The following is a 19,732-nucleotide window of genomic DNA, read 5'->3' on the forward strand; positions in this document are numbered from 1 at the left end:
ATGATACCAGGGGGGAACTCCTGGTTTTTTTGTATTTGAACCGCAGAGGCGCAGAGAGCGCAGAGGAATAGAGATGACAGAAGCGACTCTTCCAGTCTTAATTCAGCAAATGTTGCAGCCGGAATTTTATCCCCATGAGGTAACAGAACCTATTGAACTAATTCAAACTCACATTTCTTATGTGCTGCTAACTGGGGATTACGCTTATAAGCTAAAAAAACCTGTGAATTTTGGCTTTTTGGATTTTTCTACTTTAGAGAAGCGGCAGCATTTTTGTCAGGAAGAGTTGCGGTTAAATCAGCGGGGTGCGGGTGAACTATATTTAGAAGTTTTGCCTATAACTCTGGTAGGAGAGCAATACCAATTAGGAGGAACGGCTGAGGCTGTAGAATATGTGCTGAAGATGCGCCAGTTTCCTCAAGAGTCGCTATTGAGTACATTGTTTGAACAAGGTAAGTTGAATGAGACAAACCTAGATGAGTTGGGGCGGGTGGTGGCTCAATACCATGCCAAAGCGCAGACAAATGATTATATTCGGAGTTTTGGTGAAGTGCCAAAAGTTAGGGCTGCATTTGACGAGAATTATCAGCAAACTGAAAAGTATATTGGTGGCCCCCAGACTCAAGCGCAATTTACAGAAACAAAGCAATATACAGATAAATTTTTTGCTGAACGTCCAGAATTATTTGCTAGCAGAATTCAAAATAACTATATTCGTGAATGTCACGGGGATTTACACCTGAAAAATATTGCTCTGTGGCACGACAAAATCTTGCTGTTTGATTGCATTGAGTTTAACGAGCCATTTCGCTTTGTTGATGTGATGTATGATGTGGCGTTCACGGTGATGGATTTGGAAGCGCGCCAACGCAAAGATTTGGGTAATGCTTTTTTGAATTCCTACATCGAGCAAACCGGAGACTGGGAAGGCTTACAGGTACTGCCTCTGTATTTAAGTCGTCAAGCTTATGTCCGGGCTAAGGTGACATCATTTTTGCTAGACGATCCAAGTGTACCGACGGCAGTAAAGGAAGAAGCGACAAAAACCGCTGCTGACTATTACAAACAAGCTTGGGAGTATACTAAACCAAAAGTTGGAGAACTGATTTTGATGTCGGGGTTGTCGGGTTCTGGTAAAAGTACCACAGCAAGACATTTAGCCCGTCAACAGGGAGCGATTCACCTGCGTTCTGATGCGGTGCGGAAACATTTAGGGGGAATTCCTCTATGGGAAAGAGGTGGCGATGATTTGTATACGCCTGAGATGACTGAGAAAACCTACACAAAGCTTCTAGAATTGGGAATTATCCTTGCTCAACAAGGTTTTTCGGTGATTTTGGATGCCAAGTACGATCAACAGCATTTGCGGCAAGAAGCGATCGCTCAAGCTACAAAGCACCAACTTCCCCTTCAGATTATCCAATGTACAGCACCGCTAGAAGTTCTCAAAGCGCGTCTTAACAACCGTACTGGTGATATTGCTGATGCCACTGCCGATTTATTAGCCTCACAAATCAAACAAGCTGAACCTTTTACTGAAGAAGAACAACCCTACGTAAAGATTTTGGATACAACTCAAGAACAAGAGGCACAATTAAAATAATTTGTAATTCGTAATTCGTAATTTGTAATTGAATTGAAAATTACGAATTACCCCTGATGTGAATTAGAAACGCTTCTTTTCTTATAAGGGTTTCTAGATTGCCCAAAATCATTGTTTTGGGACTGCCTACGAAATTACAAGGGTTTCAAGACTTCATTCACATTAAGCGTGAATTATGAATTAGTAATTAGTTAATAGCTTTTTTACTCTATGGCAGACAAAAAGAACGACTTTTTTAGTATTTCTCCCAGCTTCTTTTCTCAGTTGTTATTTGGGGCATTTTTAACATTTATATTAATAATGACCGGCTCCGCACCAGCCCTGAGCATTTTCTTAGGAATCATGGGCGGTTTCATCCTGAGCTGGATCACAAATATAACCAGTAATAGCGCCCAGCCTCCAACTGTCGCCTCCTCTGATGGGGTTGATACAGGGCTGAAATACTGGTTATTTTTCATGCTTGGCTTTGTATATTTAGGATATCCAGCACCCATGAGTATCTTGCTCGGTGGAATAGGCGCTTTAGCTGGAGGCTGGATTACTGCTTGGTGGGGAAGCAAGGAAGAAACTAGAACTCAGTTGCAAGTTGAAGAATTAGAAGAAGGCGAAGTTGAACCAACGAACGACAGGATCAACAAACGGCAAATAAGAAAAACCGCCCGCCGTTACCGTCGCTCTCCTGGAAATAGTTTCAATTTTAGGTTTTGGGAAAAGTAGTAATTTGGGCATTGGGCAAAACAGTTCCCCTTTGCCGTTAGCGGGGCGTTTAGCCCGTTCCTAGTGCTGAGTAAAGAAGTGAGATTGCCCACTCAGCACTCATTCATGAGGGGGATAGAGCATTGGGCAAGGGTATAAAATCTTAGGTTTGCTCTATGCCAATACTTGTAAATTGTCGGAGGTATTGACTAGTGGTCTGTCTCATTAAGTTTGCAAGGTTTGTAGTGAGCGATTTATCGCTCAATTTCAAGCACTGAAGTGCTTACTACAAACTTTTATAATGAATACAGCGCAAGCATTTTGTTGATTTGGAATGGGTTGGTTTATTTACGCCGTGCTGTACTAGTAGGATTTAAAGGTTTCCAGCCTATCTGGGTGAACCCAACGTCTAAGGGATTCGCCAGTAGTCTTGTGTATCTGAATTTGGACTTGTTTTTGACTGAATTTGATGATTTGAGCAGGTATTTTATGAGCATAAGTTTGACTTCCACGAGAGTTGTAGTTCCAGATCACCTTTTGTCCTGGTTCAAATTCCATTACTATCTCCTGATGGGACTGTAGCCTAACTTGAAATCATTAAGGTTAAAGGATTTCGTCTTTGAATCGAGCGTGAATCTCATCAATAGAGCGTTCCATTTTCTTCACCATTTTGGGATAACGCAGTTTTTGAATGACAAGCCATCCAAACCCCGCAACAAAGTACATTAACACCAAGTAAGGGAAGGTATTGTAAGGTGCTGGTGGCACTGGAAATAGAGTACTACCCGGAATTCCGACAGTACCAAGGACAGGAATCATCATAAAAACTACGCCTAAGACTGAAAACAAGATATCTATTGAGCGGAGTTTTTTGATGCGATACAAGTAAATTGGGGCAGCAATTGAAACCAAAATATATACGACTAAAAAACCATAAGTGCAAAGTGTTCCTGTGTAACCCAAAATTTCAAAAGGCTTGATGCTAAATAGGTTCAACGCACTAGGAACTATAAATGTAATCAAGGAACACAAGGCAATTGCTGTGTGGGGTGTCAGGTTAGAATCATGGGTTTTACCCAGAGAAGTGTGAAACAAACCATCCCTTGCCATCATAAACACTATCCTGGCTGCTGGATTGATACAAGCAAGAGTACAAGCGAAGAAGCTTAATAATGCACCAATACTAATTAAGGTTCCTAATAAACCCACACCTGCTTGATTTGCCAAAAATGTCAGTGGCTCTTCAGTTTTGCCCAAATCTACGGAACTACCACTAAATCCCAGCACTTCGACATACGCCATGAACATGAAAAATACACCAGACCACATCGTGCTTTGGATCAAAGATTTGGGAATATTTTTCAGTGGTTTTTTCGCTTCATCTCCTAAAGACGTAGCACTTTCAAAACCCGAAAAACCAAATACAACCAGGACAATTCCTAACGAAATACCACCAGGGGTAGCTCCTTTGAGGGTCAGTTGGGACAGATCAATTGCAAAGCCCTTGTGTGCCCAAACAATCATCCCCAACAACAAAATTGAAACTACAGAGATACCTTCAAGTACCAGCATCATCTTTGCTGATAACTGAATGTCTTTATAACCCACATACCAAGCCAGAATTGTCCCCAGTGCGAACAATGTTAAAGTATGGGTGTGTATGCCAATATGACCCAGCAAAGATTCACCAAAAATTGCAAAGCCAGATAAGGTTGACATCCCGGTAAATAAATAACCCAGAATCAGGCCCCAGGCAGACATAACACCTGCTGTAGAACCCAAACCTTTGACAATATAGGAGTATAGCGATCCTGGAGAAGCAGAACGCCGCGCAAATTGGTTAATGTTGACAGCAACAAACAACAGCCCAATCATCCCTAATAAGAAACTCAGCCAAGTTCCGTTACCTGAACTGGCGAAGATTAAACCTAAATTAGCGGCGGGTGTTGTTGTGGGTGCAATTACTGCAACTGATTGTGCAAATACTTCCCCATAAGAAAGACATTCTTTTTTTAAGCCATGAGCGCTCTGATTAATTTTTAGCTCGATTTCCTGAGTCATATACAACCTATCCTCACTCTTATTTGAATCCAGCGGATATAGGACTAAAGCCTAAAACTAATGTGAATAGGTACTGACTACAAAATGCTGATTTAACTTTATGAAATCTCACTAATAAGAGCAAATGTTCTTAATTATTAATTAGATAAATAAGATTTATCGAAACAGAATTCAGGAGTCATATCATGTCCGGTTAAACACTTGTCATTGCGTACTCCGTTGGAGAACCCGTTCGCGAATAGCGTCTCCGAAGGAGAAGGGTACGGAGTGAAGCATAAGTCCTTCGGACACGCTTCGCGAACGCAGAGTCCTGGTGATTGCTTCACTCCACTTCGTTGCGATCGCAATGACATATCGTAAGTAATTTGGCGGATATGATATCAGAATTCAGAATGGATTCTGAGCGAAAAACGAGAAGTATTGACTATCCACTATGTTTTTATAGGACAGGACTTACGCAAAATCATAAAAAAACGAACTGCAAAGGACGCATAGACGCGGAGCGGCTTCCCGCAGGGTAGGACACAAAGAAATAAGAGTTTCAGAAAGTTTTTGAACCTATTTCTCGCCGAGTCGGAGACAAACTTAAACTTTAGTTTAAGTCAGGGAAAGATTCATCAAACTCAATTACACTAATTGCTTTTGCTGTAATTTTACTAATTCATGAGGTGCGATCGCTCCATTCTCTGTAATGATGGCTGTAATCAACTCAGCCGGAGTCACATCAAAAGCTGGGTTGTAAAAATCTACACCTTCAGGTGCGAGAATGCTATCACCGACTTGGTAGATTTCTGTTGGATCGCGTTCTTCAATGGGAATTTTGCTGCCATCAGCTAATTCAAAATCAACGGTGGAAAGGGGCGCAGCCACAAAGAAGGGGATATTATGGGCAATAGCAGCGATCGCTACACTATATGTACCAATTTTATTGGCAGTATCACCGTTAGCAGCAATTCGGTCAGCACCCACAACTACAGCATGAATCAAACCCTGTTTCATGCAATGGGCTGCCATATTATCAGTAATTAATGTCACTGGAATACCTTCTTGCACACATTCCCAAGTGGTGAGTTTTGCCCCTTGCAAACGGGGACGGGTTTCGTCGGCAAATAAACGTTCTAAACGTCCTTCCCTCCAAGCAGAACGGACAACACCCAAAGCAGTGCCATATCCAGCCGTAGCTAGCGCCCCAGCGTTGCAATGAGTAAGTAGCGTTAGCTTTTGGGGGGTAGTGGGTAAGACTGCCAAACCATTATCACCGATGGCTTGACAGGTTTGCAAATCTTCAATGTTGATTGTTTGGGCTGTTTGGAAAAGGGTTTGCTTAATTTCTTCTACAGTTCCCAGTGTTTCGTAGGCAACTTTGATCATCCGACTAATTGCCCAAAATAAATTTACCGCCGTCGGACGAGTAGAACGCAACAACTGGGCAACTTTGTCTAAGTTTTGCAGAAATTCGTGGCGATCGCTAGTTTGAATTTCCCTTGCACCAAGATACATTCCGTAAGCCGCAGCTACACCAATTGCTGGCGCACCTCGGACAATCATCGTTTTAATCGCCCGCGCCATGTCTTCACTGCGGTGGATTTCCACCAGTGTATATTCGTTAGGTAAGCGCGTTTGATCGATTAGTGAAACCGAGTCTTTGTGCCAAATAACGGGATAAACCTGGTTTGTAGAAGTTGTCATAAAAATAGCCAATAATCTTTTTTAACTTTAATAGCTTTATGAAGCTCTTTTCTATGCAGCTTCATTTTAAATTGGTATTAGGTGGACACCAGAAGAGGTTTTTGCTAGAAATCCCAAGAGACTCTAGAATTCCTCGCATTACCTCTGTACAGTACATCCAGTGTCCCAAATCGTCATACATTCGATCGGGATTAAACTCTACATTGTAGTGCAGCACATTGGGAAGGTCTAAAAACTCATCATCGCTTTGAGGAGAAAGTAGCAAGAGATGAAATGGCTTTCCCTGACATTTTTTTTCTAGCTTTTCGACCAGATCGATTACGCCACCGCGATCGCTAATCCCTGTGCGGACGAAAAGCACTTTGTCGCAGTGCTGCAATGCATACCAAAACCTTTCAGAGCGGGCGGTGTACCGAACGCGCATCCGTTCATGGATGGGGGACATATCGTTTGTTGGATCATCTGTCTCCTCGACCTCATGGGCAAAGGATAAACCTGACCACTTACTATGGTAAATTCTCCCTGCATCAGGGCTGTAGTGCAGAAAGGCAGGGTTCCACATATCATAAAAACCATTTTCAATGGCATCCGCAACATCTGCAATATTGGTAGTGCGCGTCAGATCAAAGGGAAAGGCAGGGCCATCGTATTCCATTTTATACAGCATCATGCGGACGGCACAGCGATCGCCAAGGGGGAGAATGGCGACACGGCTAATATCTGATAACTTACATTTGTATTGAAAAAATATCGCAGACTTAGGTGGTGCTTTCACCCGACTTTCTAGCCCATCTTTGCCAATCATCATTGTCCGAAAGGGAATATCGGGATGAAGCGGATCTTCGTAAACACCCGATGGCATGGCTTTAAGGGCTTTGCAAACCTCTGTCCACATGGGTTGAATATTGTACTCGTTATCTGATTCGTTGATCGCCCATATCTGCCGTTCGTTTGCTTGCAAAATCCCTAGATGCCCGTCATAGAATAAAACTTGTGAGTTGTTCGGCAAAAATAGATTGAAGCCAGCGCTATATTCTAAGTCAGCACCAGGGGGGATGTTTACTGTAGTTGCGATCGCTCCATCTTCTTGTACGGCAAAGAAAGGGAGTGTTCCAGGCTGGGTATTTTTGGCAACGTAAATACCTGGTATCAATCCAGCCCTACTTTGCAGTACAGTTTGCAATTCCTGCCAATAGGGAGCGATGGTGTAACTGTATTGTGATGAATTAACAATCCGTAAACGCTTCTCTTCAATACAAACAGAGATATGAAAGCCGGCATTGTCAAAGTAGATGGGAAATTCATCCGGTTGTCGAAGACGTTGTTTTTGCTTTGTTAATTCATCTTTGTCGATGTTAAATAAGTCTTGGTCGATTTGCTGATACATCAGGCTATGACCAACTGTGTTTGGGTGAGCCGGGTCGAAAGATATCCCCGCTTTCCATCGTCCTTGTCCATCATCCACGGCTGTCAACCAATCAAGTATGGGTATGCCCCAACTTAGCATTCGCTTGTGTGTATCTTGGAGCAACCAGTAATGTTCTAGAGAATAGTCGCCATTGGAATAAACGCCGCCCAGAATCGGCATAGCTCCGATGTCGCGCGTCATTTTCACCAGCTGCTGCAAACCACTTTCAAACCGCCGTTGTACTGCTCGCCGTTCGTGAGGAGGACAGTAGGCTAATCCTTCGTTACCCAGAGACAGGGCAATGATTACAATATCTGGTTGTTCTGGGATTACAACCGATCCAAATCGAGCGATGGTTCTGCTGACATTTGCCCCCACTTCTGACACATTTACCAGTTGATGCCCATATTTTTGCTGTAAAGCCTGTGCCAATAACCAAACCCAACCTTTGAAAAACCAGGCTTTATGACCGAATGCGACGGAACTACCAATGACCACAATTTTCAGACGATCAGCCCCTTTTTCAACGGGCATTTTAACAGCAGACTCATCAATGTATCCAAAGGGATAAGGTTGTAAATAACCGAATGCGCCATCATCCACAATAACCGTGCTGGAATGCTCGTTAGGCTCAATGGGAATCCATCGGTTTGTAGCTAGTAAGCTCTCCCATTGGGCATTACCATTTGGATTGAGACGCACATACTTGTATTCAACTCTTTGGAGATTGCTTGATTCTTGAATGTCAATATCTACCCACCATAAAGGATAGCGATCGCTACTTGTCCGCAGTTGGATACACTTTGTAATATCCCATAGTCCCAACTCTGGAGTAGAACCCACAAGAGCGATAAATTCGCCTGTTTGCGTGTATGCACTGATCTGGAATCGATACATAAAGTTTGTCCTGTTTTAGTGAGTACGATACCAAACAGTCAGGCTGAATCTTTAAATCTACTTTGAAAATATTACATAGAACTTTTAAGAATCCGGTATGAATCTTGTTAAGTATATTAAAGCTCTAATTTAGTTCACTATAAAGTTACAAGCAGTAAAGCTTTTCAGCAATTACAGCTAATTTAGGTAAACAAACCACACGGTGGGGAACATTGCTGTGCCTTTACAATAAAAGCTGCTGTAAATTAAATTTTTATAGAATATTTTATACCTGTCAAACAAAATATATTGTATTTAAAGTATTTGCACAACTAAGAACAAATCAACAAAAGGATAAGATTTAGTTAAAATTTTCTTTTGATAGCACTAGAATACGCCAATACATGGTAGTGAATAGACCATGCGGTAAGGGTACAGGGTCAACTTAACGCGAAATGGGCGGTTAGAAACCGTGTCTATAAAAACAAAACATCGCTCTATTGTTTTTCTTTTATATATATTGACTGTAATCTCCTTGTACTTCAACTTGAAGTGTGGAAAGTTGGAATTAGTAAAGGCACGGTTTGACCGTGCCTTAATTCGCAAAAAGTATTATTTTGAAAGGTTTTGCTTTACAGGAAATTTAATACTGGCGTAAAATTGCAGACAATGAGCTATCTTTACGAAGATCCATCAAGTCTGCCAAAGAGTCTGTGCGCGTATCCAAGTGGTGCTTGTGTTCTGCTGGTAGAACCGTCACCAGATGTTTTGCTTTAGGTTGCATCTGCATCAACGGCATTAGTTGTGGCTGTGGCACAAAAATTGGCTGGTTCTTGGGAAGGCGTGGTTCCAATCTTTGGTACTGGCTTTGTGCCAAACGTGCCTGATGGCGCTTAACCTGTTTTTGGAATTTTGGCGGTTGCGCTTTCCGGTTGAGCAGTTTGAAAACCAGCAAGGAACCACAACCACAACTGAGGACGATCGCAGCTACCATCCATAAAGGTGTAGGATTACTATTCTCAGAGGGCACATTGATTGGTTCTTCAACTATAACTGGGATTTTTTCTGGTTCTTCTTGTGCTACCTGTCCAGCATTACCTAAGCTATACAGGGCAAAAGCACCACCACCTAAAAACATGGCTAAACACCCAGTTAGCAATAGCCAAGGATGATGTGTAACCAGATATATCAGAACATTCGAGCTTTGTTTTAATCTCGATTTCCTGTTTGTCAGCTCTGGAGTAGCCCTTCTGAGTCGGGTTGGCTCGCGCTGTACACTCTGACTTTTTTCCATGATTACTTTCAGATTTGTACCCCTCTAGTCAATAAATTGTACTGGAGGAGTCAAGCATCAGGTATCCGTAACAAAACTTCCGATTTCAGTAGCTTTTTTGTAAAACAGATGCTACCAAATCCGGCTAACTTTTGTCAAATTTGTCTATTTCTTGTGACTTCTTACCGTCATAATCTCAAATCAGTTGGCTTATTTTCTTTCAGAGCTTGGAGAATGCCTTTCTAGAGCAAGTTGAATTAACCGATCGACTAATTCGGGAAATGAGACTCCACTATGGGCCCAGAGTTGGGGATACATACTCGTCGCTGTAAACCCTGGCAACGTATTGATTTCATTAATCAATACTTCTTGTGTGGCTTCCACATAAAAGAAATCTACCCTTGCTAAACCCGCAGCGTCAACAGCTGCAAAAGCTTGCAAAGCCATGTCTTGAATTTGACGAGCGATCGCATCTGGAATCGGTGCGGGAATCAGTAAATCTGCCCGACCTTCTGTATATTTAGTTTCATAATCATAAAAATCGCTGTTATATGTAATCTCTCCAACGATAGAGGCTTTTGGTTGATCATTACCTAAAATGGCACATTCGACTTCTCTAGCTACTACACCAGCTTCGACAACCAGTCTTCGATCGTAACTGGCGGCATTATCTAAGGCGGCTTCTAATTCTTGGCGCGATCGCACTTTGGCAATACCCACTGATGAACCCAAATTAGCAGGTTTGACAAAAGCAGGATAACCTAATGCTGCCTCAATGTCATCACAGAGTTTTGGAAACACGCAAGGATTAGACCAAACCTGCGCTCTAGTTATCGCCTTATATTTTACCTGTGCGAGTCCCGCTTGCTCAAAGGCAATTTTCATCGCAATTTTATCCATCCCCATTGCTGAACCTAAAACCCCAGAACCAACAAAGGGAACTTGCATCAAGGTGAGTAACCCTTGAATTGTCCCATCTTCACCGTTGGGGCCGTGGAGAACGGGAAACCAAATATCCACTTGGGCAACTTGAGAGGGAGATTGCCATTTACTCAGGGTTTGGGCTTGAGGGTTGGATGTCAGATTTACCTCAGAAGTTGATTGTTCAGCTTCCAGAAGGGGATTGCCGGTTTCTAAAACCTTTTGGGGTGCTTCTCCCGCTAACCATCGTCCATCTTTTTGGATGTAAAAAGGCAAGATTTCGTACTTACTAGCATTTTCATCTGCACTCAAGGCTTTAGCGATCGCCCGTGCTGATTTGATTGAAACTTCATGTTCTCCCGAACGACCGCCAAACAGTAACCCCACGCGCAGCTTAGTCATTTTCGGTTCCTCGACACTTCTCAAGCAGATAGCGTATCATAACCTACAAAAGTTGCCATCTTTTTCTTTTATTTCTTTTACGGTTAGGACTAGCTCTTTGAAAGTGGCTCAATAGTTCTGTGGTTAAATTAATTACTTTTAAACCGCAGAGGCGCAGAGAACACAGAGTAAAGAGATTCAAGAGAAATTTTTGGCTAGAAAAAACTTTACTATTTGAGGTGTCAAAATTTTTTCAGATATTCAAAACCATTGGGCCAAAGCATCTATCCTCGCAGCAGCCAAGCAAAATATATTCAAAGGTTATCTAGACGGGACTTTTCGTCCTAATGCACCTGTGACTCGTGCTGAATTTGCGGCGATTATTTTCATAGGCTTACCGAAACAGCAATTATCTCGTCCGGCGATAACCTTTACAGATGTACCCGCTAATCACTGGGCCGCTAAAGCGATCGCCCAAGCATATCAGACAAAGTATCTGTCTGGGTATCCCAATTCTATTTTCAAACCCAATGAACTAATCCTGCGTGTGCAAGCAATAGCTGCTTTAGCTTCTGGGTTAAATTATGGGGTTACAGTAGAGCCGATAAATACGTTAAAAAAATATTACAGTGATTTCGCACAAATTCCCAGTTATGCTGTCAGTGCGATCGCAGCCGCAACCGAAAAGCGAATTATTGTTAACTACCCCGATATCAAAAGTTTACAGCCCAATCAAAACGCTACTAGAGGCGAAATAGCAGCATTTATTTGTCGGGTTCTCGAAATTCCTACCGTACCTGCTAAGTATATTCCGGGTGTAGAGTTGTTTGCGATTCCACCACAATTTGATGCTGCTGATGATTTTGTGGAAGGATTCGCCCGGGTGCAAAAAGGTAATCAGTGGGGCTATATCGACAAAACCGGAAACTTTGTGATTTCGCCACAATTTGATGAAGCTCATCCTTTTTCAGAAGGATTGATATTAGTAAAAGAAAATATAAATAAATCAAGCCCTACATAATTCATGGAAATTCGTGGTATTTGGATCACTACAACAGCTAGCCAAGTCTTAAACTCTAGACAAAATATTGCTGAGGCGATGAACTTTCTCGCCGAAACAGGATTTAACGTAGTATTTCCTGTTGTTTGGAATAATGGTTCAACTAACTATCGTAGCCAAGTAATGAAAGAAAAATTTGGCATAGAAATAAAACCAGTTAAGGAATTTCAAGATAGAGATCCTTTAAAAGAATTAATTGAAGAAGCCAAAAAAGTTGATATTGCGGTTATCCCTTGGTTTGAATATGGATTTATGAGTTCTTATGGAGAAAAGGGTGGCAAAATCATTCAGGATAAACCAGAATGGGCAGCAATTGATTATGCTCGGACAAACCTTAATCTCAATGGTTATTATTGGCTAAATTCTCTTGATAGCGAAGTGCAAGACTTTGTATTAAGTTTATTCTTAGAAGTCGTAACAGAGTATGAAGTTGCCGGCATTCAAGGAGATGATCACTTTCTCGCTTTACCAATGGAAGGTGGTTATGATGAAAAAACTGTTAAACGCTATCAGGACGAGTTTAATCAACAACCACCAAAACCGCCAGAGAGAAGAAATTCTCAAGATCCACCAGATCCACAATGGCAGAATCCACAATGGAAACAATGGGCACGGTGGCGGGCTGATATTATTTCCAATTTTTTAAACCGCTTCTATCGGCAAATAATCAATATCAACCCTGAATTAATTATTTCCATGTCTCCTACTATTTATCCTTGGGGTTACGACAACTACCTACAAGATTCTCAAACTTGGATTGATCAGGGATTAGTCGATTTAATTCATCCACAGTTATATTACAAAGAATTTGAACTTTATAAAAAAGATTTAGATAGGCTTTTAGCTAATCAATTTGCAAAACAACAATTGCCATATTTAATTCCTGGTGTTCTTTTAAAAAAAGGTATATATCGGATTACTCCAGAACATTTAGTACAGACACTAAACTATAATCGCTCTGTTGGTCTTCAAGGGGAAGTTTTATTTTTCTATGAAGCTTTGCGAGAAGATAATAATGCTTTAGCTAATATTCTTAAATCAGGGATTTACTCTACACCTGCTGGAAGATTTGACCAGAAAGAAATTAAAAAATATGGCTTTACTCATCGACGAATAAATGGTAATTTTACTTACACAAATACATCACAAGAAATTAGCATCAAGGCTCAATTTGATTGGGTTGAGCCATTTTCCGAAGGGATGGCAGCCGTCAAAATGGGTTATAAATGGGGTTACATCGATAAAGCAGGTAAACTGATCACCCGCCTTCAATTTGATATTGCTGAACCTTTTTCAGAAGGATTAGCTGTGGTAAAAATTAATAATAAATATAGGTATTTTGATAAAACTGCCAACCTGTTAACTGCCTTACAATTTGATGATGCTAAATCATTTGTGTTAGGGATGGCAGCCGTAAAAATAGCTGATAAGTGGGGGTATATTGAGAAAAGAAGCAAAATCATGATGATTCCTGCTCAATTCGACGATGCTAAATCATTCGCTGAAGACTTAGCCGCCGTAAAAATAGCTAATAAATGGGGATATATTGATAAAACAGGTAAAATTATCATTCAATTTAGCTTAGATGAGGCGACAATTTTTTCTGAAGGATTGGCATTAGTAAAACAAGCAAATAAATTTGGCTATATAGGTAAAGATGGAAATTTTATTATAGAGCCACAATTTGACGAAGCTGATACTTTCTCACAAGGGTTAGCTCCTGCTAAAATGGGAAGTAGATGGGGATATATTAATCAGTTTGGTGAGTTTTTAATTCCGCCAGATTTCGATTTTGCTAAACCTTTTTCTGAAGGCAGAGCATTAGTTAATGTTGGTGGAGAATTCAAACAAGATAAGGAACAAGGGAAAGTATCTTTTATGGGAGGTAAATGGGGATACATTTGCAAACCCTAAGAAGATATTTGTAAAGTGTAATTTCTTACTTGTCTGAGTGACTGAAAGTCGTGGCTACACGAGACTTTACCCACGTAAGTGGCTTAAAATCTTAATTTTTAAACTTCCAGCCTTCAATTAAAACAACCGTGTTGTCAGCTACAGTTATATTCCAGGAAATTGAGCAACAATATTAATGAATAACTAGAAATGCAGCCCTACCTGTAAAATGATGCTGCCGTTTCATGAAACCTAGAATTATCGTTTGCGGCTTAGGACGAACCGGATATAAAACCTTTCGTTTGCTGAGACAACAGGGAGCCTTCGTTGTTGGCATTCATCATCAATCTATCCCTGGCGAAACAGCACCAGATGTGATTGTTGGCGATTTACAAGCAGCTTCTACCCTAACAGCAGCAGGGATTCAACAGGCACACACTTTAGTCATCGCTGGATCTAAAGATGCTGTGAATTTGTCAATTATGATGCAAGCGCGAGTACTAAATCCCCAGATTCGGATTATCAACCGTTTTTATAATACAAATTTAGGAGAGCGCCTAGATCAAAGTTTGCCAGACCATTTGAGTTTGAGTGTTGTGGGTTTAGCAGCACCTGTATTTACTTTTGCAGCACTGGGAAACCAAGCCATCGGACAAATCAAATTATTTCAGCAAACTTGGCCGATTCACGAAGAATACATTGATGAAAACCACTTCTGGAATGGTCTAAAGCTGAGTGAATTGTGGGAAGATCGATCGCGGATGCTAATTTATTACTTGCCAGTAGAAGGTGAGATGGATTTGGTGTCAGGTGTAATATCTGGACAGGAAATCAAAGTAGGCGATCGCTTAATTATTGGTACACAACCCCGCATCCGTTCCCCCCGGAGATCGTTAATTAAAAAACTGCTGAAAGTCCTCACCAATTTTAGGCAGTTTCAGGAACACGGGCGATCGGTAGTCATGGGGGCTGTTGTACTATTGGCAGTGATTGCGATCGCTACACTCACCTATACATCGGCTGAGTTGAGTTTGTCTCCTGTGGATGCTCTATATTTTTCTGTAGGCATGATTACTGGAGCGGGTGGTAATGACAAAGTAGTAGAAAATGCTCCTAACAGTATTAAGTTATTTACCGTTGTGATGATGCTGGTTGGAGCAGTAGTGATTGGTATTTGGTACGCAATGCTCACCGATTTTGTCTTAGGAAGCCGCTTTAAGCAATTTTGGGATGCAGCCAGAATACCCCACCGATATCACTACATTGTCTGTGGCTTGAGTGGTATTGGATTGAGAATTGTCCAGCAACTCCACGCTAGTGGACATGAAGTGGTAGTAGTTGAACCTGATTCTAATAATAAATATATCAACACCGCCCGCGAATTAGGTATCCCCGTTATTCAGGGAGATGCCAGCTTTCGCACAATACTGAAAGCCAGCAATATAGATTCTGCCGCCGCCGTACTTGCTGTTACTAGCAATGATGCTACCAATCTGGAAATTGCCCTCAAAGCTAAAGGTTTGACACCAAGCATTCCGGTAATTGTTCATTATGCCGATCCCGATTTTGCTGGCATAGCGCAACAACTATTTGGCTTCGAGGCGGTACTGAGTCCGGCTGAACTAGCAGCCCCAGCTTTTGCTGCTGCTGCATTAGGGGGACGCATCCTCGGTAATGGCATCACAGCTGATAGTCTTTGGGTAGCTTTTGCAACCGTGATTACACCTTTACACGCCTTTTGTGGTCAGTGGGTAAAAGATGTAGCTATGTCTGCTGACTGTGTACCCTTATACGTAGAAGTAAATCACCAAACTCTTCACGGGTGGGATTTATTAGAAACAAATCTCAGTCCTGGTGATGTTTTATATATGACAATGCCAGCGACACGTTTATATCAATTGTGGCGGGATGACCGAGTTTGCGAAACACACGCTTAAATAATTCGTAATTCGTTATTGGGCATTGGGCATTGGTTATTAATTTTTGTTTCTGACTCCCCCTGCCCCCTGCCTCTTCTCACCCCACTCCCGTTTATTTGTTAACTACTCGTTGTTGATATTCCTGCTCGGTAATCATATCGAGAGTGTTTTCTAGGCGATCTACAAATACGATCCCGTCGAGATGATCGGACTCGTGTTGAAAAATTCTAGCGATAAAATCGGTTAATTCTTGCTTTTGTAAATTGCCTTGACGGTCAGTGTATTCCACTTCAATAGATTTATGACGAGGAACTAACCCCCGAATTCCTGGAACACTTAAACAACCTTCCCAATCTTTGATAACTTCAGTTGAATGAGCAATGATTTTGGGATTAATCATAGCAGTAGGTTCCATTTCTGGGGCGTTGGGATACCTGGCATTAGGACGAGAAGCCACAATAAATAAGCGATAGGATTGTGCTACTTGAGGCGCAGCAATTCCCACACCATTAGCCTTAGCAACAGTGGTAATTAAGTCTTCAATTAATTTTTGGATCTGCTCATCTTGAATATTCTCAACCCAAACAGCTTTTTGACGCAATGTTGGATTGCCTAATTGAATTATTGGCGCTAATTCAGTCATTGGAAAACTCCTAATTCTTGTACAGACGCGATTAATTGCGTCTCTCTTAATTCTTATACAGACGCGATTCATCGCGTCTCTACAAAAATCATCCTTCACGTCTTGCGGGTAAAGCAGCAGGTTGGACTCCTACTTTGACAATTTGCCCATTGCGTTCCACTTCTATTGGTAACTTAGTACCGATTTTGCTATTTTCTACTAGCTTTTGTACTTCTTCAATTTTAGTAACAGGCTGGCTATTAATGCTTTTAATCACATCACCAACTCGTAACCCAGCTACAGATGCTGGCGATCGCGGCACAATCTCAATCAACAAAACGCCCTCATCTGCTGTAAGATTTAAGCGATCGCCAGCTATATTTTTAATTCTTTCTTTATTTTCTGGTGTCAATGTCACCATCTGAACACCCAAATAAGGGTGATCTACTTTACCTGTAGCAATTAATTGCTGGGCAATTCTCTGCACAGTATTAATGGGAATAGCAAATCCCAAACCTTGAGCGCCGCGAATAATAGCTGTGTTCATCGCAATTACCTGGCCACGAGTGTTGAGTAATGGCCCACCAGAATTACCAGGGTTAATTGCAGCATCCGTTTGGATGTAATCAACCCGTTTATCACTAGCACCGATGTCGCTACTAGAACGACCTGTAGCACTAATAATTCCAGCAGTCACGGTATTATTCAAGCCCAACGGGTTGCCAATAGCTATTACTGCTTCTCCTGGTTGCAAAGCATCAGAGTTACCCACGGCTAGAGTTGGCAGATTATTAGCATCAATTTTGATTGTAGCCACATCTGTAACTGGATCTTCACCCAGTACTTTCCCGTCAAAAGTCCGGCCATCTTTAAGTGTGACAGTCACGGTATCAGCACCATCTACTACATGAGAATTGGTCACAATTTGACCTGAAGAATTAATGATAAATCCAGAGCCGCTACCTCGTTCTACTCGTTGTCGAGGCTGTGGCGCACTGTCTCCAAAAAATCGGCGGAAAAATGGATCGTTAAATTCGTCTGGTACGCGAGAAGTGATTGTTCGGGAAGAATCAATGCGAACTACCGCAGGCCCCACCTGTTGCACTACTTTTACCACAAAATTAGGATCTCCAGATGACGAGATAATTGGCGGGGGGACAATTACTGGATTGGATTCTATTGTCTTTTGGGTTTGAGTGTCGCTTTGTCGAGTCTCAAAGGTCTTGGCTGGTAAAAGAGAGCAGCTTCCCAAGAACACCACTCCTACGCCATATAAAAGCATCCGCAACCTATAGGGTAAACCCCTAGGATCAATATTTTTAGGCGCTGAGTGATGGTTTGTTGTCTTCATGTGTCGTTGCTTCTCCGTGTCAATCGGTGGATGTTAGAATCTTGCCTACCGGGTATGTCCCAAAATGATTACAACTTAAAAGCTTATTCTAGGTCTAGCGTGTGTCAGACGATTTTAGATTTTAGATTTTGGATTGACCTTCTATTGTGATGATTAGCAGCAAAGGTAGTGGATAATGGAAATTCCTATAGAAAGTCTGTGGAGTCAGGTACTAGAGCGCCTACAGCTTGAATTATCCCGACCCACGTTTGAAACTTGGATCAAAACTGCTAGTGCGGAGCGATTAGAAAATAATTGCTTGGTAATCCGCACTCCTAACCCTTTTGCTCGTAATTGGTTACAGAAGTATTACATCAACACCATTGCTCATGTAGTCCAAGATATTCTCGGTCATCCTGTAGGAATTTACATTACTGTTGCTGAAGGTGATGAAGTTTCTCATTTTAGTGAACGAGATGTTTCTTGGGAATCACCAAATCCTAGCAGTGTTTCTCAATCTGTTTCTCATCATAATCAAAAGACGACTGAATTAAACTCTAAATATGTATTTTCCCGATTTATAGTTGGTGCTAACAATCGCATGGCTCACGCTGCGTCTTTAGCAGTTGCAGAATCTCCTGGTAAAGAGTTTAATCCTTTATTTTTATGCGGTGGCGTAGGTTTAGGTAAAACTCATCTGATGCAAGCTATTGGTCATTATCGCTGGGAAATTTCGCCTAATTGCAAAATATTTTATGTTTCGACTGAGCAGTTTACTAATGATTTAATTACAGCAATCCGTAAGGATAGTATGCAAACTTTTCGAGATCGTTATCGAGCTGCTGATGTTTTATTAGTTGATGATATTCAGTTTCTCGAAGGGAAAGAATATACCCAAGAAGAATTTTTTTATACTTTTAATACTTTACACGAAGCTGGTAAACAAGTTGTGATTGCTTCCGATCGCCCTCCTAACCAGATTCCTAGTTTACAAGAACGTCTTTGTTCTCGGTTTTCTATGGGGTTAATTGCAGATATCCAAAAGCCGGATTTAGAAACGAGAATGGCAATTTTGCAGAAAAAAGCCGAGGATGAAAAGATTAGTCTTCCGCGCGATGTGATTGAGTATATTGCTTCTAACTATACTTCTAATATTCGAGAATTAGAAGGAGCTTTAATTCGGGCGGTGGCTTATATTTCTATTTGGGGTTTACCGATGACAGTGGAAAATATCACCCCAGTTTTAGAACCGCCTAACGAAAAAATGGCAGCTACCCCAGAAGCAATTTTAAAGGTTGTGGCAGATAATTTTGATATTTCCATAGATGACCTCAAAAGTAATTCACGACGGAGAGAAATTAGCTGGGCGCGTCAAGTAGGAATGTATCTTATGCGCCAACACACATCTCTGAGTTTGCCGAGAATTGGGGAAGAGTTTGGTGGTAAAGACCATACAACGGTAATCTATAGTTGCGATAAAATTACCCAACTCCACCAGAGCGATCGCACTTTAGCACAAACTATCCGCCAACTGAGCGATCGCATCAATCTAACTAGCCGTTCTCAAAAATCTTCCTGAAGATAGATTAGAAGTTTTCCACAAGCAACAGCTTAATCTTTAGCATTAATGGTTGAACAATTAGTCCAGAATATTAAGTAACGTATAAAAATTGATTAAATTTAACTTAAATTGTGGACAAAATCTTACTTTTTGTGGATAAATCTGGGGAAAACTTGATATTTTACTGATAAAACTTAATTAAGCATAATTACCTTGTGGAAAAATGTATGAGTTTTTCCACAAGTTTTCCACAGGTAGTTAACTCGCTTTTCGCGTCGCTAACGCTAGTCGCCTAGGTTGGGAAACTCGCCTACAGCGCTGGACTCACCGCAACGCACTGGCTCCCCTAGAATACCTAATTTTGTTCAAAAATCAAATAGGAGTCCTATATTTGATTTGGAGAAAAAACTCAGTGCAACTCAAAAAGGCTTCTTCCCTA

14 protein-coding genes are annotated in these 19,732 nt (G+C 41.4%); 6 read left to right on the top strand and 8 right to left on the bottom strand.

Annotated elements, in window-relative coordinates:
• The first annotated feature begins 73 nt into the window (after positions 1-73).
• Positions 74-1,603, top strand: coding sequence for an AAA family ATPase (locus tag GTQ43_RS25150; protein WP_265275431.1), 1,530 nt, complete (start codon positions 74-76; stop codon positions 1,601-1,603).
• A 210-nt stretch (positions 1,604-1,813) separates the two neighbouring features.
• Entirely contained in the window at positions 1,814-2,320 is a 507-nt protein-coding gene (locus GTQ43_RS25155) for a hypothetical protein (RefSeq protein ID WP_265275432.1), read from the top strand.
• A gap of 342 nt (positions 2,321-2,662) precedes the next feature.
• On the opposite strand, the gene GTQ43_RS25160 is transcribed toward GTQ43_RS25155, so the two are convergent.
• The 6 genes from GTQ43_RS25160 to GTQ43_RS25185 all read right to left on the bottom strand — a co-directional run bounded on the left by GTQ43_RS25160 (position 2,663) and on the right by GTQ43_RS25185 (position 10,929).
• The gene (locus GTQ43_RS25160; RefSeq protein ID WP_265275433.1) at positions 2,663-2,857 is read right to left on the bottom strand and encodes a hypothetical protein; all 195 of its coding nucleotides are present in this window, start codon (positions 2,855-2,857) and stop codon (positions 2,663-2,665) included.
• 45 nt (positions 2,858-2,902) lie between these two features.
• Entirely contained in the window at positions 2,903-4,360 is a 1,458-nt protein-coding gene (locus tag GTQ43_RS25165) for an APC family permease (RefSeq protein ID WP_265275434.1), read from the bottom strand.
• A 627-nt stretch (positions 4,361-4,987) separates the two neighbouring features.
• A complete protein-coding gene (gene mtnA, locus GTQ43_RS25170) occupies positions 4,988-6,049 on the bottom strand; it encodes an S-methyl-5-thioribose-1-phosphate isomerase (RefSeq protein ID WP_265275435.1) in 1,062 nt (353 codons plus the stop codon).
• A 61-nt stretch (positions 6,050-6,110) separates the two neighbouring features.
• Positions 6,111-8,354: a DUF1796 family putative cysteine peptidase gene (locus tag GTQ43_RS25175; protein ID WP_265275436.1), complete on the bottom strand. Its 2,244-nt coding sequence runs from the start codon at positions 8,352-8,354 to the stop codon at positions 6,111-6,113.
• A 622-nt stretch (positions 8,355-8,976) separates the two neighbouring features.
• A complete protein-coding gene (locus tag GTQ43_RS25180; RefSeq protein WP_265275437.1) occupies positions 8,977-9,627 on the bottom strand; it encodes a hypothetical protein in 651 nt (216 codons plus the stop codon).
• Between the two features lie 189 nt (positions 9,628-9,816).
• Positions 9,817-10,929, bottom strand: coding sequence for a D-alanine--D-alanine ligase family protein (locus tag GTQ43_RS25185; RefSeq protein WP_265275438.1), 1,113 nt, complete (start codon positions 10,927-10,929; stop codon positions 9,817-9,819).
• A 238-nt stretch (positions 10,930-11,167) separates the two neighbouring features.
• Between GTQ43_RS25185 and GTQ43_RS25190 the strand changes: the two genes are divergently transcribed.
• From GTQ43_RS25190 to GTQ43_RS25200, 3 genes are all read left to right on the top strand, one after another.
• Complete coding sequence (locus GTQ43_RS25190; protein ID WP_265276546.1) at positions 11,168-11,929, top strand: S-layer homology domain-containing protein; 762 nt, start codon at positions 11,168-11,170, stop codon at positions 11,927-11,929.
• Between the two features lie 3 nt (positions 11,930-11,932).
• Positions 11,933-13,882 (top strand): WG repeat-containing protein, encoded by a 1,950-nt coding sequence (locus tag GTQ43_RS25195; protein WP_265275439.1) that lies wholly within the window; start codon positions 11,933-11,935, stop codon positions 13,880-13,882.
• 224 nt (positions 13,883-14,106) lie between these two features.
• On the top strand, positions 14,107-15,798 hold the full coding sequence (locus GTQ43_RS25200) for an NAD-binding protein (protein WP_265275440.1): 1,692 nt from the start codon (positions 14,107-14,109) through the stop codon (positions 15,796-15,798).
• Between the two features lie 94 nt (positions 15,799-15,892).
• On the opposite strand, the gene def is transcribed toward GTQ43_RS25200, so the two are convergent.
• Both def and GTQ43_RS25210 read right to left on the bottom strand, forming a co-directional pair.
• On the bottom strand, positions 15,893-16,423 hold the full coding sequence (gene def, locus GTQ43_RS25205; RefSeq protein WP_265275441.1) for a peptide deformylase: 531 nt from the start codon (positions 16,421-16,423) through the stop codon (positions 15,893-15,895).
• Positions 16,424-16,511: 88 nt separating this feature from the next.
• Complete coding sequence (locus tag GTQ43_RS25210) at positions 16,512-17,753, bottom strand: HhoA/HhoB/HtrA family serine endopeptidase (protein ID WP_265275442.1); 1,242 nt, start codon at positions 17,751-17,753, stop codon at positions 16,512-16,514.
• A 175-nt stretch (positions 17,754-17,928) separates the two neighbouring features.
• On the opposite strand from GTQ43_RS25210, the gene dnaA reads away from it, so the two are divergent.
• Positions 17,929-19,311: a chromosomal replication initiator protein DnaA gene (gene dnaA / locus GTQ43_RS25215; RefSeq protein WP_265275443.1), complete on the top strand. Its 1,383-nt coding sequence runs from the start codon at positions 17,929-17,931 to the stop codon at positions 19,309-19,311.
• Positions 19,312-19,732 lie beyond the last annotated feature (421 nt).

Origin of the sequence: Nostoc sp. KVJ3, from assembly GCF_026127265.1 — a bacterium.
Classification (GTDB): Bacteria; Cyanobacteriota; Cyanobacteriia; order Cyanobacteriales; family Nostocaceae; genus Nostoc.

Bases quoted from the DNA above. Each gene is read 5' to 3' on its own strand.
- mtnA (WP_265275435.1), bottom strand. From the start codon at position 6,049: ATGACAACTTCTACAAACCAGGTTTATCCCGTTATTTGGCACAAAGAC.
- GTQ43_RS25195 (WP_265275439.1), top strand. From the start codon at position 11,933: ATGGAAATTCGTGGTATTTGGATCACTACAACAGCTAGCCAAGTCTTA.
- dnaA (WP_265275443.1), top strand. From the start codon at position 17,929: ATGGAAATTCCTATAGAAAGTCTGTGGAGTCAGGTACTAGAGCGCCTA.
- GTQ43_RS25200 (WP_265275440.1), top strand. From the start codon at position 14,107: ATGAAACCTAGAATTATCGTTTGCGGCTTAGGACGAACCGGATATAAA.
- GTQ43_RS25160 (WP_265275433.1), bottom strand. From the start codon at position 2,857: ATGGAATTTGAACCAGGACAAAAGGTGATCTGGAACTACAACTCTCGT.
- GTQ43_RS25175 (WP_265275436.1), bottom strand. From the start codon at position 8,354: ATGTATCGATTCCAGATCAGTGCATACACGCAAACAGGCGAATTTATC.
- GTQ43_RS25150 (WP_265275431.1), top strand. From the start codon at position 74: ATGACAGAAGCGACTCTTCCAGTCTTAATTCAGCAAATGTTGCAGCCG.
- GTQ43_RS25210 (WP_265275442.1), bottom strand. From the start codon at position 17,753: ATGAAGACAACAAACCATCACTCAGCGCCTAAAAATATTGATCCTAGG.
- GTQ43_RS25165 (WP_265275434.1), bottom strand. From the start codon at position 4,360: ATGACTCAGGAAATCGAGCTAAAAATTAATCAGAGCGCTCATGGCTTA.
- GTQ43_RS25180 (WP_265275437.1), bottom strand. From the start codon at position 9,627: ATGGAAAAAAGTCAGAGTGTACAGCGCGAGCCAACCCGACTCAGAAGG.
- GTQ43_RS25155 (WP_265275432.1), top strand. From the start codon at position 1,814: ATGGCAGACAAAAAGAACGACTTTTTTAGTATTTCTCCCAGCTTCTTT.
- def (WP_265275441.1), bottom strand. From the start codon at position 16,423: ATGACTGAATTAGCGCCAATAATTCAATTAGGCAATCCAACATTGCGT.
- GTQ43_RS25185 (WP_265275438.1), bottom strand. From the start codon at position 10,929: ATGACTAAGCTGCGCGTGGGGTTACTGTTTGGCGGTCGTTCGGGAGAA.